The sequence below is a fragment of the Flavobacterium sinopsychrotolerans genome, from assembly GCF_900110375.1.
Taxonomy (GTDB): Bacteria; Bacteroidota; Bacteroidia; order Flavobacteriales; family Flavobacteriaceae; genus Flavobacterium; species Flavobacterium sinopsychrotolerans.
This window is the reverse complement of sequence record NZ_FODN01000008.1, coordinates 1-15,698: the sequence shown is the minus strand read 5'-3', so window position 1 is coordinate 15,698 and position 15,698 is coordinate 1. Positions and strand designations below refer to the sequence as shown.

The 15,698-nt window shown below is 33.5% G+C and carries 18 protein-coding genes; 7 read left to right on the top strand and 11 right to left on the bottom strand.

The window, feature by feature from the left end:
• The first annotated feature begins 8 nt into the window (after positions 1–8).
• Positions 9–1,109, top strand: a complete 1,101-nt coding sequence (locus tag BMX64_RS13180; RefSeq protein WP_091172922.1) for a DUF4407 domain-containing protein — start codon at positions 9–11, stop codon at positions 1,107–1,109.
• 134 nt (positions 1,110–1,243) lie between these two features.
• On the opposite strand, the gene BMX64_RS13175 is transcribed toward BMX64_RS13180, so the two are convergent.
• Entirely contained in the window at positions 1,244–2,302 is a 1,059-nt protein-coding gene (locus tag BMX64_RS13175; protein WP_091172918.1) for a helix-turn-helix domain-containing protein, read from the bottom strand.
• Between the two features lie 142 nt (positions 2,303–2,444).
• Here BMX64_RS13175 and BMX64_RS13170 point away from each other — a divergent pair, with 142 nt between their 5' ends.
• Entirely contained in the window at positions 2,445–4,919 is a 2,475-nt protein-coding gene (locus tag BMX64_RS13170) for a TonB-dependent receptor (RefSeq protein WP_091172915.1), read from the top strand.
• A gap of 11 nt (positions 4,920–4,930) precedes the next feature.
• Positions 4,931–6,256, top strand: a complete 1,326-nt coding sequence (locus BMX64_RS13165; RefSeq protein ID WP_091172911.1) for a hypothetical protein — start codon at positions 4,931–4,933, stop codon at positions 6,254–6,256.
• A 107-nt stretch (positions 6,257–6,363) separates the two neighbouring features.
• On the opposite strand, the gene BMX64_RS13160 is transcribed toward BMX64_RS13165, so the two are convergent.
• The 5 genes from BMX64_RS13160 to hemW form a co-directional block, all read right to left on the bottom strand.
• A complete protein-coding gene (locus tag BMX64_RS13160; RefSeq protein WP_091172908.1) occupies positions 6,364–7,074 on the bottom strand; it encodes a PH domain-containing protein in 711 nt (236 codons plus the stop codon).
• A 68-nt stretch (positions 7,075–7,142) separates the two neighbouring features.
• Positions 7,143–7,514 carry an MmcQ/YjbR family DNA-binding protein gene (locus BMX64_RS13155; RefSeq protein WP_091172904.1) on the bottom strand — a complete coding sequence of 124 codons (372 nt, stop codon included), beginning with the start codon at positions 7,512–7,514 and terminating at the stop codon, positions 7,143–7,145.
• 25 nt (positions 7,515–7,539) lie between these two features.
• Positions 7,540–8,334 carry a cyclase family protein gene (locus BMX64_RS13150; protein WP_091172901.1) on the bottom strand — a complete coding sequence of 265 codons (795 nt, stop codon included), beginning with the start codon at positions 8,332–8,334 and terminating at the stop codon, positions 7,540–7,542.
• A 39-nt stretch (positions 8,335–8,373) separates the two neighbouring features.
• The gene (locus BMX64_RS13145; protein ID WP_091172898.1) at positions 8,374–8,658 is read right to left on the bottom strand and encodes a GIY-YIG nuclease family protein; all 285 of its coding nucleotides are present in this window, start codon (positions 8,656–8,658) and stop codon (positions 8,374–8,376) included.
• A gap of 32 nt (positions 8,659–8,690) precedes the next feature.
• Positions 8,691–9,818 (bottom strand): radical SAM family heme chaperone HemW, encoded by a 1,128-nt coding sequence (hemW, locus tag BMX64_RS13140; RefSeq protein ID WP_091173404.1) that lies wholly within the window; start codon positions 9,816–9,818, stop codon positions 8,691–8,693.
• A 245-nt stretch (positions 9,819–10,063) separates the two neighbouring features.
• Between hemW and BMX64_RS13135 the strand changes: the two genes are divergently transcribed.
• Positions 10,064–10,597 carry a Riean_0653 family protein gene (locus BMX64_RS13135; protein WP_091172895.1) on the top strand — a complete coding sequence of 178 codons (534 nt, stop codon included), beginning with the start codon at positions 10,064–10,066 and terminating at the stop codon, positions 10,595–10,597.
• A 47-nt stretch (positions 10,598–10,644) separates the two neighbouring features.
• On the opposite strand, the gene ruvC is transcribed toward BMX64_RS13135, so the two are convergent.
• A complete protein-coding gene (ruvC, locus tag BMX64_RS13130; RefSeq protein WP_091172893.1) occupies positions 10,645–11,199 on the bottom strand; it encodes a crossover junction endodeoxyribonuclease RuvC in 555 nt (184 codons plus the stop codon).
• Positions 11,200–11,222: 23 nt separating this feature from the next.
• Between ruvC and BMX64_RS13125 the strand changes: the two genes are divergently transcribed.
• Both BMX64_RS13125 and BMX64_RS13120 read left to right on the top strand, forming a co-directional pair.
• Entirely contained in the window at positions 11,223–12,185 is a 963-nt protein-coding gene (locus tag BMX64_RS13125) for a lysylphosphatidylglycerol synthase domain-containing protein (RefSeq protein ID WP_091172889.1), read from the top strand.
• A 9-nt stretch (positions 12,186–12,194) separates the two neighbouring features.
• On the top strand, positions 12,195–13,307 hold the full coding sequence (locus BMX64_RS13120) for a glycosyltransferase family 2 protein (protein WP_396180379.1): 1,113 nt from the start codon (positions 12,195–12,197) through the stop codon (positions 13,305–13,307).
• A 97-nt stretch (positions 13,308–13,404) separates the two neighbouring features.
• Here BMX64_RS13120 and BMX64_RS13115 read toward each other — a convergent pair whose 3' ends face one another.
• A complete protein-coding gene (locus BMX64_RS13115; RefSeq protein WP_091173396.1) occupies positions 13,405–13,881 on the bottom strand; it encodes a hypothetical protein in 477 nt (158 codons plus the stop codon).
• 42 nt (positions 13,882–13,923) lie between these two features.
• A complete protein-coding gene (locus BMX64_RS13110; protein ID WP_143056082.1) occupies positions 13,924–14,304 on the bottom strand; it encodes a hypothetical protein in 381 nt (126 codons plus the stop codon).
• Positions 14,305–14,364: 60 nt separating this feature from the next.
• Between BMX64_RS13110 and BMX64_RS13105 the strand changes: the two genes are divergently transcribed.
• Entirely contained in the window at positions 14,365–14,865 is a 501-nt protein-coding gene (locus BMX64_RS13105) for a DUF456 domain-containing protein (RefSeq protein ID WP_091172883.1), read from the top strand.
• Positions 14,866–14,973: 108 nt separating this feature from the next.
• Here BMX64_RS13105 and BMX64_RS13100 read toward each other — a convergent pair whose 3' ends face one another.
• On the bottom strand, positions 14,974–15,222 hold the full coding sequence (locus BMX64_RS13100) for a GIY-YIG nuclease family protein (protein ID WP_091172879.1): 249 nt from the start codon (positions 15,220–15,222) through the stop codon (positions 14,974–14,976).
• A gap of 139 nt (positions 15,223–15,361) precedes the next feature.
• Complete coding sequence (locus BMX64_RS13095) at positions 15,362–15,607, bottom strand: GIY-YIG nuclease family protein (protein WP_091172875.1); 246 nt, start codon at positions 15,605–15,607, stop codon at positions 15,362–15,364.
• Positions 15,608–15,698 lie beyond the last annotated feature (91 nt).

The window sequence follows — 15,698 nt, the reverse complement described above, 5'->3', positions numbered from 1 at the left end:
AATTAATCATGTTAAAACAATTTTTCATCCTTTGTTCCGGAGCCGATAAAGACCTACTTGAAGGGTGTTCCGAAGGCGAACAAACCAAATATGTAGGTATTGGCGCCACTGTTTTCTTCACCGCGGTCATGGCTTTTCTTGCCAGTTCGTATGCACTGTTTACCGTCTTTGACAGTATATATCCCGCAATCGCGTTTGGAATCGTTTGGAGTTTACTTATTTTTAATTTAGATCGTTTTATTGTTTCCACTATTCGAAAAAGAGACAAAATAGGAAGTGAATTTCTACAGGCAACTCCCCGAATTATTTTGGCGGTAATTATTGCGATAGTAATTTCGAAACCATTAGAAATTAAAATCTTTGAAAAAGAAATCAATACCGTTTTGTTGAAAGAGAAAAATGCGATGGCTTTGAATAACAAAAAAGAAGTGGCGAATTATTTCAAGTCGGATTTGGATAAAAATAAAGCAGAAATCGATAAATTAAAATCAGAAATCATAAACAAAGAGAAAGAAGTAAATACGCTGTATGAAACCTACATCACTGAAGCCGAAGGAACCGCAGGAACCAAAAAATTAGGCAAAGGTCCTGTTTTTAAAGAAAAAATTGCCAAACATGATTTAGCAAAAAAAGAACTGGACACCTTACAAAAAACCAACTTGGTTAAAATTGCTGAAATGGAGAAAAATACCAAAACGCTGCAAACCGATTTGGACAAGAAAGTTACCGAAACCCAACCTATTATTGATGGATTTGACGGTTTAATGGCACGAATCAATGCCTTGGATAAATTGCCGTGGCTGCCTTCTTTTTTTATAATGTTGCTGTTTTTAGCCATAGAAACCTCCCCTATTATTGCTAAACTTCTATCTCCAAAAGGCGAATATGATTATAAACTGGAAGATCTTGAAACGGCGTTGAAAGCAACAATCGAACAAGACAAATACCAACGCACTTTGTTGGTAAAAACTAGCGCAACCATGCATGACAAAGTATACGGCGACATTGCTGACGACAAACAATTGTATGATTTACAACGCAAAAACGCTACTGATTTATTAGAATTACAATCTAATAATTTTGTAGAAAAGCAGAAAAAAACGCTTTAGTCTATATATTAGAAAATCGAAAGTCACAAAGTCAAAAAGGTAGTAGAATATCTTTTGACTCTGTGACTTTTGCCTTTAAGACTAATTACATAAAACTATATTCATCTTGAAGTTTGAACAGGAATTTGATCTATTTAAATCAAAAAAAGATCAAGAGCAAGAATGTCTAGAAAACTCCAATAAAAGAAAGATAATTTTGTAATCTTATTAAGTTTTCTGAAACTGATGGGTGTAAATCCATAAAACAGTTTAAAAGCTGCCGAAAAATGAGATACATCTTTGTAGCCACACTTATACGCTACTTCGCCTACATTTGAAGCTTTGTTCTTAAATAAATCTTTAGCACATTCCATTCGGAGTTTAGTGATATAGCCTTTCACTGTTGTTTCAAAACAAGATTTAAACCCTTTTTTCAATTTAAATTCGTTAAGCATTATTGCCCTGGAAAGTTCCGGAAGGGATGGCGCATCTGTAAAATTAGCTTCTAAAATCAATTTCGCTTTCAGAAGTTTAAGATAGTCTTCTTCATTTACAAGTACTTTTTCTTGAGGTTTTTTTACCAAGGTATCCAGTTGTAAAATTAAAAGCTCTTTTATTTTAGCCTCAAGATACATTTTCTTGATAGTCCCTTTGTATGTACAGTTTTTGATTTCATGAATAACCCATTGCATAACCGGACTAAACGGAACGTATTTTGGAGTTAAATAACTGGATTTTTTTTGAATAATAGTTGCAGAGAATTTTTGATGAAGCTCCCAATCTTCATTGATTAATTGATAATAATAATCCCGCGATAAAATAATGGACAAATAATTAATCTCTTCAAAAGCGGGAATTTCAAAGGCTCCATTAAAATTGTCTGTGTATAGAATATTATGGGTGTTTTCCGTTGTATATTTCTCGCTTTCTACTTGGTCAATAGTAGTTTCTACATTGTTACAACAAATAAAATTCATAACAATAGATTCGCCAATTATTTCAGATTGCATCGTTTGTGGAGTCGAAAAATACATTTTAAAATCCAGAATCACTACACCTTCACTAATCAAATTAGTGCTCGTTATTTGCTCCATTTTTCCATTCTGAATGCTAATTTTCTCTTCGACAAAATGACTTTTTTGATTATACGAATCCCCTATCTCTATAGCAATCAGTGGTTTTTCGTGTGCTAAAATTTTCGATTTAAGTTTCAAAATAATAATCCGTTTTTACAAAATAATAATCCGTTTTTCCCTACCTATTTCGTGGATGTTAATAGTAGTTTTGCAGCAAAGTTATTTATAATAAGTCTAATTAAGAATAATATTTTAATAAAAAATATTTATAAAATCAATAATGCATAACAACGCTATTTTTTCTATCCTTTTCATTTTAATGGTTTTTCCTGTGTTTTCACAGCAAAATCCAACTAGAGTTTTTGGAAAAATCACCTCATCCGAAAAAGTTTTATCGGGAATAATCGTTTCTTTAGAAGGCACCTCATTTGAAACAAAAACAGACTCAGAAGGTACCTTTAGCATTAATGCTCCATCTGGAAGATACAAACTTATTTGTAACGGCATTGGATACCAAAGCCAAACATTTAAAGTTACCATTAAGAAAAATACACCTAAAGAAATAAATATAACACTACTTCCAAATGCCATTGCTTACCCAAAAGAGTTGAAAACAAAATCAACACTATCCTCGGAAGTCCCACAAGCTTTAAATAATGTAGCAATTAAAGGAAAATCATTCGCAAAGAAATTAGAAAGTAAAGGTTTTGCAGTTACTGTTATAGAGACTAAAGAAGCGTACTTAAGAAATTTACAAACTAACGAATTATTAAATCAAACCGCAGGAGTAAAAGTGCGTCAAAATGGTGGATTAGGATCTAGCGTGGAGTATAACTTGAATGGCATGTCCGGAAGTTCTGTGGGAATATTTATTGATGGGATAGAAATTTCTACTTATGGTTCTTCTTTTAATCTGAATACTATTCCGCCAGCAATGATTGAGCGCATAGAAGTTTACAAAGGTGTTCTTCCTGCGCATCTGTCTGGTGACTTCCTAGGAGGAGCCATCAATGTTATCCTTAAAAAAGGAGGAATGCGTAATAATTTGACTGCTTCTGTGTCCTACGGTTCGTTTAACACTACGCAAGCTGATATTAGTGGTATGTATAGGGACAGCAAAACGGGATTCACGGCAAGAGGTTCTGGATTTTACAATTATTCTGATAACAACTACGAAGTTTGGGGGAAATTTGTTAGTAATCAGTTACCAAATGGTCGTGTAGAAAATGTTAGAGCGAAACGCTTTAACGATGCTTTCAAATCTGTAGGAGGTCGTTTAGAGCTTGGCTTTACAGATGTAAAATGGGCAGACAACTTCATGATTAACTACATTGGTTCCGATACGTACAAAGAAGTACAACACGGACAATACATGTCTACTCCATACAAAGGCAGATTTACAGAATCCCAAGCTCATGTAATAAGCCTGAATTACAATAAGAAAAATCTTTTTACAAAAGGTTTAGAGTTCAACTTCAACGGCGTGTATAGCGATCGAAATCAGTACATACAAGACACCGTAAAATGGGCTTATAATTGGTTTGGCGAAAAAGTTATTGGCTTGCATGGAGATCCTTTGCCTACCCTAAATGGTGCACAACAAGGTCGTCCTACAATGAATACAATTACCAGAAAAATCACAAATTTACGATCTGACCTACAATACAAGATAGCACAAAATCACAAATTAGAATTAAATCATTCATTCTACATAGCTGACAGAGAAGACTCTGATGAATTAAGAAATATATTGGAAAGCTCGTATTTAGCGACAAGTGACATCACCAAAAATGTAACTTCATTAGGGTATGAAATGCAAGCTTTTAATTCGCGTTTAAAAACAAACCTGTTTGGTAAATATTACCGGCAAAAGGTGGAAAGAGTAGAACCAAAAGTGGAGGTAGTAGATGGTCAAAATGTTCGTGTAGAACAACGGATTAATGATCTGAGAACTACAACCGGATACGGATTTGCTTCTTCGTACTCGATTAATTCAACCATTGTAATTCTTGCCTCGGCAGAAAAAGCAGTAAGAATGCCATCAGAAGGAGAGATTTTTGGTAATCAAGCCGAAAACTTAGTTGGAAACCCTAATCTTAGACCTGAAATCAGTACTAATTTCAATTTAGGATTTAGGATTGATTCCTATTCTGTAAACAAGCATCGAATTTCATTTTCGGTTTCAAGTTTCATAAGAGACACTAAGGATAAGATTGTTATTTTATCAAACGACAGACCTGTTTCTGCAGTGGAAACCTTTCCATACGAAAACCTTAATAAAACTCAGGCAATTGGGTTTGAAGCAGAAATGAATTACATGTTAAATAACAATTTGAATATCATGTTGAATATGTCAAAATTCAGCTCTCTTTACAAAAATAAATACGCGCCTAATGGTCAATTTCTTAGTACGAGATATAATGTACAGTTGCCAAACGAACCCTTTTTAACAGCCAATGGCTCTGTACAGTATAAAATGAACGACATCCTACAGAAAAAATCAATCCTAAACTTGCATTATAACTTCAGCTATGTGCATCCCTTTAATACCATTTGGGCAAAATCTGATCATTTTATGACGCCTCCTCAATTCATACAAGATGTAGGAGCAAGTTATATATTTCCTAACAAAAAAATTGTAGTGAGTTTTGATGCGAAAAATATATTCAACCGTGAGGCTTATGACAATTTTGCCGTACAAAAACCAGGCAGGGCTTTTTATCTAAAATTAAACTATACCATTAATAATTTCTAAATAAATATACTATGAAGAATCGAATTTTAAATTTTTTTATATGTGCAGCTGTACTAACAACTTTATCATTAACTAGTTGCAATACTGACAATGACAATTCAGAAGACTCTGTTAATCCTGGCAATACGGATCGCTGGATTACTTTGAGTGGCGCTATGATGGGAACTAATCCTGGAGACGGAAACGGTGGTACTATGGTGTACTCTGTAAGTGTAGCTGATGCAAAAAATCCTGAAAAATCAATCAATGTTTATGACGACGGTTTTCATGTAAGATCTCAAAGAACGGCTCGTTTACAATCTTCAGAAGATGGCAATACTCTTTTCAACATTGCTTATACTGGGCCAAATGGAGGTGAGTTTTCTAAGTATTCAGTAAATGGAGGAAAAAATCATGCGGAATCAGATGTTAAGGTAAACATAGCTGCTTATGCTACCACTGCACCTAGATGGGTAAAATTATTTGATGGAGATAAAACAGGTATTGCAGTAAATCTTTCTGGTATAAAAGTAACAACAGATGAAAATAAGGTTTACAAACATTCAAGAGGTCTTTCAACTGTATTAGCTTTACACTTAAAAGACGTTCTAATTAACAACTACAAACAATATGAAATCCCTTTTTCAGCTGAAGAAGAAGTTTTAGGGCACTACATTTCACGTTTAGATGGTCCAGTATTAAACAAAGCAGGAAATAAATTAATCATTGGTATTGGAAAAGGAAAACACAATCCAGCAACCGGTTTAGCTGATGCTACTGCATATACAAAAATAGGCGCAAAATCTGTAGTGGTGGATTATCCTTCATTAGAAAATCCTACAATAATTTCATCTACTATCAGCGTTGGAAATACTAACGGCTACCGTAGCTTCAACGCATTTTTAGGTGAAGATGGTAATATCTATCAAGCAACTCAAAATGACAATGGTGGTTCCCGCATCTTAAAAATCAACCAAAACAATCAATACGACAACTCTTATGTATTCAGTTTAGATGCAGCATTAGGTATAACAGGTACTTATGTAGATGCATGGAGATATGCTGGCAACGGAATTGGTTACATTTTGTACACTCATGACAATGCAAACGGTCAAGGTTTTATTGCTCGTGTAGATTTAAACACTCAAAAAGCAACTATTGTAGACATTCCTTATGATGCTGATCTTGATTTTGGCCAATATCAAGGATTTGTAGTGAATGGAGATGACGTTTATATTGCTATTACTCCAGTAGGTAAAGATGGTAACATCTACATTATTAATAGCAAAACCAATGTGGTTACTAAAGGAGCGAAATTGATTAACAAACCTGGAAATCATTATATTGGGGTATTTTAATCTTTAATCCATGAATTATTTAATCTAAACTAAAAAGTCGAAAGCGGTAAAATACTACTTTCGACTTTTTTATATTTAAAGAATAAGTCTTTCAACTTTAAGACTGACTACATATAACTCAAAATTTCTTTCTTAAAAGCATCGTATTCGCCTTGTAAAATCAATCCGTTGTCCAATAATTTTTTATAATTCTGTAATTTTTCAAAAAGTTCGTCTTGTGATAAATCGCTTAAGGATTTGTCTTTTGGGCTTGTTGAAACCTCTTCGAATTCTTGATTTTCAGCAATAAAATTTGGCTGTGAAACTGGCATTATTTCAGCAAAACTTGTTACTTCTTCCGTTTCCATTTCCTCAATAATCTCCACTTCTTCTATTGGTAAAACTGGAACTTCATCCATCATGGTTGCGTTTAATACAGACCCAACTTTCAGTATATCCAATTGTTCTTTAGCATAGGTAAAAATCTTTCGCGCCTGGATTTTAGGAATATAATCAATAGAAACCTCCATATTAGTTCTCGTAGTAAAAGAAAACTCTGAACCTAAAATATTTTCTTTCACAAAAGTGCCTTCAATCTCATCCCAAGTGTAATCAATAAAATTCATTGAAAGTCCCAGATTTTTAGGCTGACAAATGATAATTCTTTTATTGGTCATCACAATACTATCCGGCAAAACGGTAATCGCAGGTTTTTTTTGAACAGCTATATAGCCTATTTCTTCATTTTTCATCAATAAATCACTCAATTTTGAAGCGATTTTTTCAATAGCTTTTGGGTCTTGTTCTTCGTTCAAAAACTTCTTAAATTGTTCTTTCATATGATATGCTGAATTTATTTCAGTAAGTATTTATAATTTTATTCTGAATTTCTTCGCAAAAGTAATGCCTAATTTTCTAATTCTTGAATTTCACTTTGCAATTTCTTTGTTAAACTTTTGAAAACCAATTCATAGGAATCATCGATCAATTCTTTGACAAGCGCATCCGAAACTGATGCATTTATTGAAATTGTATTCCAATGGGTTTTACTCATGTGAAAACCCGGTTGAATGTCATCATATTCAGCACGCAATTCCTCAGCACGCTCCGGATCACATTTTAAATTGACTGACGGCTGCCCATTCTCCCATTGACTTAAAGACGATAATGCAAACATTTTTCCGCCTACTTTAAAAACTAAAGTATCTTCATCAAAAGGGAAATGTTCCGTCACTCCTTTTTTAGACAAACAATATTCGTAATATGTTTCTAAGTTCATTTATGAAATTATTTTCATTCAAAATTTATAATTCATCATTTAAAATAGCATACAAAACCGGTTTACTGGGACTCGCATCATTCTCGAAAGATGCGATTTGTAAATTCAGCAAATAACTTCCGTCTTTCACTTCGTCAAATACAAAAATCATTTCGGTAATCGTGCAATCCAATCGTGCATCAGCATTCAGATTATTAATATCGGTTACATTCCAAAATGCTTTGTGTGCCAGTAATTTCCCATCATCTTTTTCTTTATCCACACTTGGTAAATCAATCAATAAATGTTTAATTCCGCTTTCGCGAATGAAACGCGCAGCATCTTCCTCCAAATATGGCGGATTGGTATTCGAATATTTTAAAGATTTTTTTATTTTAAAATTAGGTAGCGTTCTGATGATTAGGGCTTCTTTTGGAACACCTAACTTCAATGTCACATCGAGCGCAGTCAAGATGTTTTCTAACGTTATTACCAAATCTTCTCCTTGCAATTCCGGCACAACCGAAATTAATTCAGCCAAAAAGAAAAACTGTTTCAACGATTGATTAATGCTGTAAAATTCTCGTGTAATGTGCCCCAAACATTCTGTGTGAGTCCCATGTCCGTGTGGATTGAAGAAAATATTATTGAAATTGGTAGACGATTTTCCTTCCGAAACTTTTCCTATCCAATCCCCAAAAATTACAGGTTCAATTACTGGTTTATCAATATACCAAGCAATTGGATTTTCATCTGTATTCGTCAATGGAATCGAAATATCAATGGGTTTTGATAAATCGACTTTAATTGTTTGATTGTTATGTTGAACTGTTGCTAACATTTATGCTGAATTTATTTCAGCATCTCATCTGGAGATACTTTATAAGTTCAAATATAAATCTTTTAATTCAGGATTTGAAAGTTTTGCAATATTCCATTTCCAGTCTTTATGCCAATTTTTAAGTTGTTTTTCCCTTTTAAAAGCATCGCTTAAATCATCAAATACTTCAAAATAGATTAAAATAGTAGCATTATATTTTTTTGTAAAAACTGCACCTGTGCCATTTCTATGACAATCAACTCTATTTTTAAGATTTTTGGTTGCTCCAACATATAAAACCGTAGCATTTTTATTAGTCAAAATATAAGTAAATCCTTTTTCCATAAAAATCAATTAAAAATCAACAGATCCTGAAACTAGTTCAGGATAAAAAAATCACTTGCAATTCCATCCGTCAAAAACTTTCCTTTTGGTGTTGGTTTCAAGATATTGTTTTCGACAAAAACTAAATCATCATCAAGGAATTTCTGAGTCTGTTTATTCAAATATTCCAAATATTCACTTCCAAATTCAGTTTTGATTCTATCCAAAGAAACGCCCCAAATCGTTCGTAAACCCGTCATAACATATTCGTTGTAACGATCAGCTGTCGAAAGAATTTCAGTTTCGTTTGGTAATTTATTTTCTTGAATCGATTTTAAATAAATCGCATTATTCGACACGTTCCAACTTCGGGAAATGCCATCATAACTGTGCGCCGAAGGACCAATTCCAATGTATTTTTTCCCTAACCAATACGCCGAATTATTCTTGGAGAAATAGTTTTCCTTCCCAAAATTTGACAATTCGTAATGAATGAAATCATTGGCTTCGAGCGTTTCGACCAAAATAGCGAAATGCTCTTGCGCAACTTCGTCTTTAGGCGCAGCAATTTTTCCCGTTTGAATGAGTTTATTCAAAGCGGTTTTTGGTTCTACCGTCAAAGCATAACTCGAAATATGCGGAATCCCAAAAGACAATGCTGTTTCAATATTTTGTTTCCATTTCTCATTGCTCATTCCCGGAATTCCGTAAATCAAATCGAGGGAAATATTGTCGAAATACTGAGTAGCTTCTTCCAAACATTTTTTGGCTTCCGCCGAATTATGAGCGCGGTTCATCAGTTGTAAATCCTCTTCAAAAAACGATTGAATCCCAATACTTAATCGGTTGATTTTACTTTTAGACAATTCAATTATTCGTTCACTTGACAAATCATCAGGATTGGCTTCCAGTGTAATTTCAGGATTTTCAATCACAGAATAATTGCTATAAACTGCAGCAATCAAAAAATTAATTTCTACTGAAGTCAAAACACTTGGCGTTCCTCCACCAAAATAAATAGTCTCAACTTGTTCCTTTTCAAATTCGCTTTTACGCATTTGAATTTCTTTGGCAATAGCACAAACCATTTCTTCTTTCTTCTTCATCGAAGTCGAAAAATGAAAATCACAGTAATGACAAGCCTGTTTGCAAAAGGGTATGTGTATATAGATTCCTGACATAATAAAAAAAGAGCAAGTTAAATCTTGCTCTTGAATAAATATCATTAATCCCCAATAAAATTAAAATTATCTTTTAAATTCAGTATTCTTCATTATCTACATGACAATAATGGGATACCTGTTCCTTTTATCGGGAAATAATAATTCCTTTTTTTCTAAACAGCATGTTGCCAAAAAAAATAAACTAATATTCTTACTAAAATAGAAATAATTATCTAAGTTTGTCTAAACCTATTATTTCTATTATGAAAAAAATTACTCAATTACTTCTTATCTTACCATTTATTCTTTTTTCTTGTTCTTCTGATGACAACAATAGTGAGGATACCAAATCAGAATTTGCTATGACAGCCACAATTGATGGTAAGTCTTTTAATGCCAACAATCCTTCTGGAAATAACCTTTTTTCTACAACAAATATTTGGTCTTATTACCCAATAGAGGATTTTGTTATGCTTCAAGGCCGCCAAGGTGGAATACTGGGAAATCCGGAAATTAATATTTGGTTAAAAAGGACAAAAATTGCTTTAGGAACGTATGCGTTTACTACCGATGAAAACAATCCTACATCACACGCAGTAGACTTAACAGACACTTCAGATGATTTATTTGAATATACTAAAGAAGGTACTATCACAATAACAGAAGTTAATACTAAAACAAAAATTGTAAAAGGAACCTTTAAGTTTACTACCTCTTCAACTTTTACCAATCAAATTGATACTAATAACACCATTACCAATGGTACTTTTAATTATCAATATGAAGAAATAAAATAATTAGAATTTCAAATATTTAGTAGCCAGATTATCTAAACATAGTCTGGCTATTTTTTTACTCGTTCCTCATTTTGTTTCACAAAAGCATCCCAACCGGTATAACTTTTGGCGCCCACCACTTTTCCAGAATTGAAAAAATGACAAACCGCAGCTGCCAATCCATCGGTGCTATCAAGGTTTTTAGGTAATTCTTTCAGTCCTAATAATTGTTGCAACATTTTAGCAACTTGCTCTTTACTAGCGTTTCCGTTTCCGGTAATCGCCATTTTTATTTTTTTTGGTTCGTATTCGGTAATTGGAATATCTCTCGAAAGTCCCGCTGCCATGGCTACGCCTTGCGCACGTCCCAACTTCAGCATCGACTGCACGTTTTTACCAAAAAAAGGCGCTTCAATTGCGATTTCATCTGGATTATGCGTATCAATTAACTCAATCGTACGTTCGAAAATGATTTTTAGTTTTTGATAATGATTGTCGTATTTGGACAATTGCAGTTCATTCAATTGCAAAAATTCCATTTTTTTATTGACAATTTTTATCAATCCAAAACCCATAATCGTTGTTCCGGGGTCAATTCCTAATATGATGCGTTCGTTTGCCAATTTTAATTTGTTATTTTGCAGTAATGATTACAATTCCACACAAAACTAAGCAATTCCTCGTACTTCTAATCAAACTTTTGATTGTGGGTGGTGCGTTTTATTTTATTTACAATCAATTGGCTAATAACGACAAACTGGATTGGCAGAAATTCATTGTTTTATTCCAAAAAAATCAATCTATTGGCGGAATCGCCTTTATTTTGTTATTGAGTGTTTTGAATCGTTTTTTTGAAATATTGAAATGGCAAAACTTAGTCGAATTTATCCATAAAATCTCTTTGGGAGAAGCAACCAAACAAGTTCTTGGCGCATTAACCGCAGGACTTTTCACGCCGAATGGAGTTGGAGAATATGCCGGGAAAGCATTATTTTTTGATAAATCAAACACTAAAAAAGTCATTTTCTTGAATCTGATTTGCAACGGAATCCAAATGATATTGACTGTTATTTTTGGAATTTTTGGGTTGTTGTATTTTAATGCGAAGTACAATGTGATTACCTCAAAAACGGTAGTGCTGCTTTTTGGATTTCTAATACTCCTTTTCATAGTTTTATTTTCGGTCAAAAAAATTACTATCAAAGGCTATTCTATCGAGAAACTGATTCATAAGATTAATGAAATCCCAAAATCGATTCATCAAAAAAACATCTTTTTAGGCATTTGCCGCTATCTCGTTTTCTCGCATCAATACTACTTTTTGTTTCTGGCTTTTGACGTTGATTTACCTTATTTCACCTTGATTTCGACCATTTCGTCTGTTTATTTTTTAGCTTCTTCCTTACCTACTTTTCAGTTTTTGGACTTTGCTGTAAAAGGAAGTGTCGCCGTTTATTTTTTCGGAATTCTTGGCGTAAACGAATGGATTGTGATTTTCATTTCGACTTTAATGTGGTTTTTGAATGTGGTTTTACCGGTGATAATTGGCACTTATTATGTATTGAATTTTAAAATTCTCTCCAAAGTAGAAGGAGACAAAACGCAATAAAAGATGATGATTACCATTGTTTTATACATCATAATCTTCATGTATTGTTTGGCGATAATTGTACTGATTTATGGTTTTACCAAAGTGAATACAATTGAATATACCGGCTTAACGCCAAAAACAAAATTCTCCATTATTGTTCCTTTCCGGAATGAAGCCGAAAATCTGCCTATTTTACTAGCAAGTTTAGCAAAATTGAATTATCCGATAGAATTATTTGAAGTGATTTTAGTTGATGATTTTTCTGAAGAAGAGTTCAGCATTCCATTGTCATATCGAGCGCAGTCGAGAGACAATATTCAAATAATAAATAACATTCGAGTTTCCAATTCACCGAAGAAAGACGCCATCGTAACTGCGATGCAAATTGTAAATACGGATTGGATTATCACTACCGATGCCGATTGTGTAGTCAATACAAACTGGTTATTGACCTTAGACAATTACATTCAACTTCATGATGTTGCTATGATTGCCGGCGCGGTTACTTACGATTGTGGCAATTCATTTCTTCATCATTTCCAACAGTTGGATTTGGCGAGTTTACAAGGAGCAACCATCGGGAGTTTTGGCATTAACAAAGGATTTATGTGCAATGGCGCCAATTTTGCGTATACCAAATCCTATTTTCAAGAGCTGAATGGTTTCGAAGGAAACGATGGAATTGCCAGTGGCGATGATGTATTCTTGTTGCAAAAAGCGATTGCAAAATCCACCGAAAAAGTGCATTATTTGAAAACCCAAAACAATATTGTTATCACAAAATCATTGAATGATTGGAAATCATTATTCTATCAGCGCGTCCGTTGGGCATCCAAAACAAGCTCGTATCAAAGTACTTTCGGAAAAGGATTGGGGGTGTTAGTTTTTGCGGGAAATTTAGGTTTGATTGTAGGTGTTGGATATTGGGTGTTGGGCGTTATTCCGTTTCAAAATATAGTTTTGCTATTCCTTTTAAAATTTCTTGTTGATACCGTTTTGATTTACAAAGCCAATTATTTTTTAACCAAGACCAAAATACAGTATTTGATTTTGAGCAGTTTGTTGTATCCCTTTTTTAGTGTGAGCGTGGCTTTGTATTCTTTGTTTGGAAAATACGAATGGAAAGGCAGAAAATTCTAATATGCACTAAAACCCTAGCCCAGATGGAAACGGCATCCTTTTTCTTTTTTTTTAAAGAAAAAGATACAGTGAACAGCTGGAAATAGCTCCAAAAAATCTACTCCACTTTAAGAATAACCGGAAGAATAAATTGTGTTTTTACTGGAATACCACGCTTGATGGCTGGGTTAATTTTTGGAAAATCAACTAAACGGACTTTAAGAATACTGTCGATTTTGATTTTGTCGTAAGCAACGGAATCTTTAGGAAATTGAGGCTCGAATTGCATCGTTGCATTAGGAAAAACAGTAACCTTTACCTCAATCGTATCCAGTTCAGGGTAGAGAACCGAAAGAGTATCAACGCTCAATTTTTCCTGAATCAACTGGGTTAAAACCTCAAAAAAACACTGTTGGCGTTGGGCTTTATTATCAATTTTTTCACAATCTACTACCGATGGGTATTCATCGACTTCTTTCCAGTTGATGGATTTCAGTTCCTTTTGTAACAATTCCTTTTCCGAAGGGATTTGTTTGTCAAAGTATTGACAGGAATTAAAAAATATAAATACTAAAAAGAGGTAATACTGCTTCAAGGTTTTGTTTTTGAATGGAACTAATATTTTATAAAAATACAATTATTTTTTTTGAGATGCTTTCGAAAGCAAATAATCTTCGTAGTTTTCAGCAAACCATTTCTTTTTGTTTTCGGTAGCAATTTCTTTTTGATCTGGATACAGAGCCGCCAATCGATCTGAAAAAACAGCAATTTGAATCGTATAATTATAGAATTCTTCCTTTGTCAATAGTAAATTTGGGTTTGATTTTTTATCAAAAAACTCAAAAAAAAGCGCATCAAACTCTTTCAAGGAAAAATTCAATACTTTTACTCTGTTTTCGTTGTAAATGGTCTCTTTCAAAAGCATATCATTATCGCTTACTATTTTCTCTTGAGCGTTTACCGACCAAAAAGAAAAAGTAAAGAAGAGCGTTACTGAAAATAGTTGTATTAATTTCATCTTATTCATTAGCTAAATACGTGTTGCTTTTGTGTTTTCAAAATTACTAAAAATAAATTTATGGATATCCTACTTTTAATTCTAGGTTTCGCATGCATTATTACAGGTTTAATTGGCAGTTTTTTACCTGTTTTACCCGGACCAAGTTTGAGTTGGGTTGGGCTTGCACTTCTTTATTTTACAAATGCTGTTCCGGCAAATTATTGGATTTTAGGAATTGCTCTATTGATTACAGTTGTTATTTCCGTTTTAGATTACGTGATTCCAGCAAAGGGAACCAAGAGATTTGGCGGTAGCTCGTATGGGATTTGGGGAACAAACATCGGCTTAGTTGTCGGGATCCTTGCTCCAATACCTTTTGGCTTCCTCATAGGACCTTTTATTGGTGCGCTGATAGGTGAACTTATTTATGATTTTAAAGACCACAATAGGGCTTTGAAAGCAGCTGCAGGTTCTTTTGTGGGGTTTCTGGCTTCCAGTTTCATGAAGTTTGTGATTTGCGTAATGTATTTGGGATTGTTTGTGTGGATTGTATGGAACTATAAATCCGAGTTGTTTTAATCTACCATTATAAAAGAAAAAGTCTTTCCGCTATAGTAGTCTCGTTTTTGGAACGAGAGGACTCAAACCCGTCTAGTCCCAAAAAGACGAGATGACAGGGCATATGTTCTATTCAACTTGAAAACCGCTTAATAATCTTTCTATCGAAGCAACATTAAGCTTTTTTAATCGTAATTCCTCTTTTAATGCTTCTGTTTTTGTTTCAAATTCTTTGAAATAAACCAAAATCCATGGACTTTTTCCAGACGTATATCGGCTTAAATCATTATTATGTTCAAAAATACGCTTATCAAGATCTTGTGTAAATCCTTTGTAAAATAATCCTTGATGATTTTTTATGATGTAAACAAAATACATATCGACTACTATTTAAATTTTACAAAAACAAAAAAAGCTTTTCTATTACGAAAAGCTTTTTATTACTGGTCTCGTTTTTGGAACGAGAGGACTCGAACCCGTCTCGTCCCAAAAGACGAGATGACACGCATGTGTTCTATTAAACTTGAAAACTGCTTAATAATCTTTCTATCGAAGCAACATTAAGCTTTTTTAATCGTAATTCTTCTTTCAATGCTTCCGTTTTTGTTTCAAATTCTTTGAAATAAACCAAAATCCATGGACTTTTTCCAGACGTGTATCGGCTTAAATCATTATTGTGTTCAAAAATACGCTTATCAAGATTTTGAGTAAATCCTTTGTAAAATAATCCTTGATGATTTTTTATGATGTAAACAAAATACATAACGATTACTATTTGAATTTTACAAAAACAAAAAAAGCTTTTCTTAACAGAAAAGCTTTTTTATTACTGGCGGTCTGGACGGGACTCGAAC

Coding starts and splice junctions, on each gene's coding strand:
- BMX64_RS13180 (WP_091172922.1), top strand. CDS start 9: ATGTTAAAACAATTTTTCATCCTTTGTTCCGGAGCCGATAAAGACCTA.
- BMX64_RS13155 (WP_091172904.1), bottom strand. CDS start 7,514: ATGAACTTAGAAACATATTACGAATATTGTTTGTCTAAAAAAGGAGTG.
- BMX64_RS13145 (WP_091172898.1), bottom strand. CDS start 8,658: ATGGAAAAAGGATTTACTTATATTTTGACTAATAAAAATGCTACGGTT.
- BMX64_RS13150 (WP_091172901.1), bottom strand. CDS start 8,334: ATGTTAGCAACAGTTCAACATAACAATCAAACAATTAAAGTCGATTTA.
- hemW (WP_091173404.1), bottom strand. CDS start 9,818: ATGTCAGGAATCTATATACACATACCCTTTTGCAAACAGGCTTGTCAT.
- BMX64_RS13165 (WP_091172911.1), top strand. CDS start 4,931: ATGAAGAATCGAATTTTAAATTTTTTTATATGTGCAGCTGTACTAACA.
- BMX64_RS13100 (WP_091172879.1), bottom strand. CDS start 15,222: ATGTATTTTGTTTACATCATAAAAAATCATCAAGGATTATTTTACAAA.
- BMX64_RS13160 (WP_091172908.1), bottom strand. CDS start 7,074: ATGAAAGAACAATTTAAGAAGTTTTTGAACGAAGAACAAGACCCAAAA.
- BMX64_RS13095 (WP_091172875.1), bottom strand. CDS start 15,607: ATGTATTTTGTTTACATCATAAAAAATCATCAAGGATTATTTTACAAA.
- BMX64_RS13125 (WP_091172889.1), top strand. CDS start 11,223: ATGATTACAATTCCACACAAAACTAAGCAATTCCTCGTACTTCTAATC.
- BMX64_RS13170 (WP_091172915.1), top strand. CDS start 2,445: ATGCATAACAACGCTATTTTTTCTATCCTTTTCATTTTAATGGTTTTT.
- BMX64_RS13110 (WP_143056082.1), bottom strand. CDS start 14,304: ATGAAATTAATACAACTATTTTCAGTAACGCTCTTCTTTACTTTTTCT.
- BMX64_RS13135 (WP_091172895.1), top strand. CDS start 10,064: ATGAAAAAAATTACTCAATTACTTCTTATCTTACCATTTATTCTTTTT.
- BMX64_RS13105 (WP_091172883.1), top strand. CDS start 14,365: ATGGATATCCTACTTTTAATTCTAGGTTTCGCATGCATTATTACAGGT.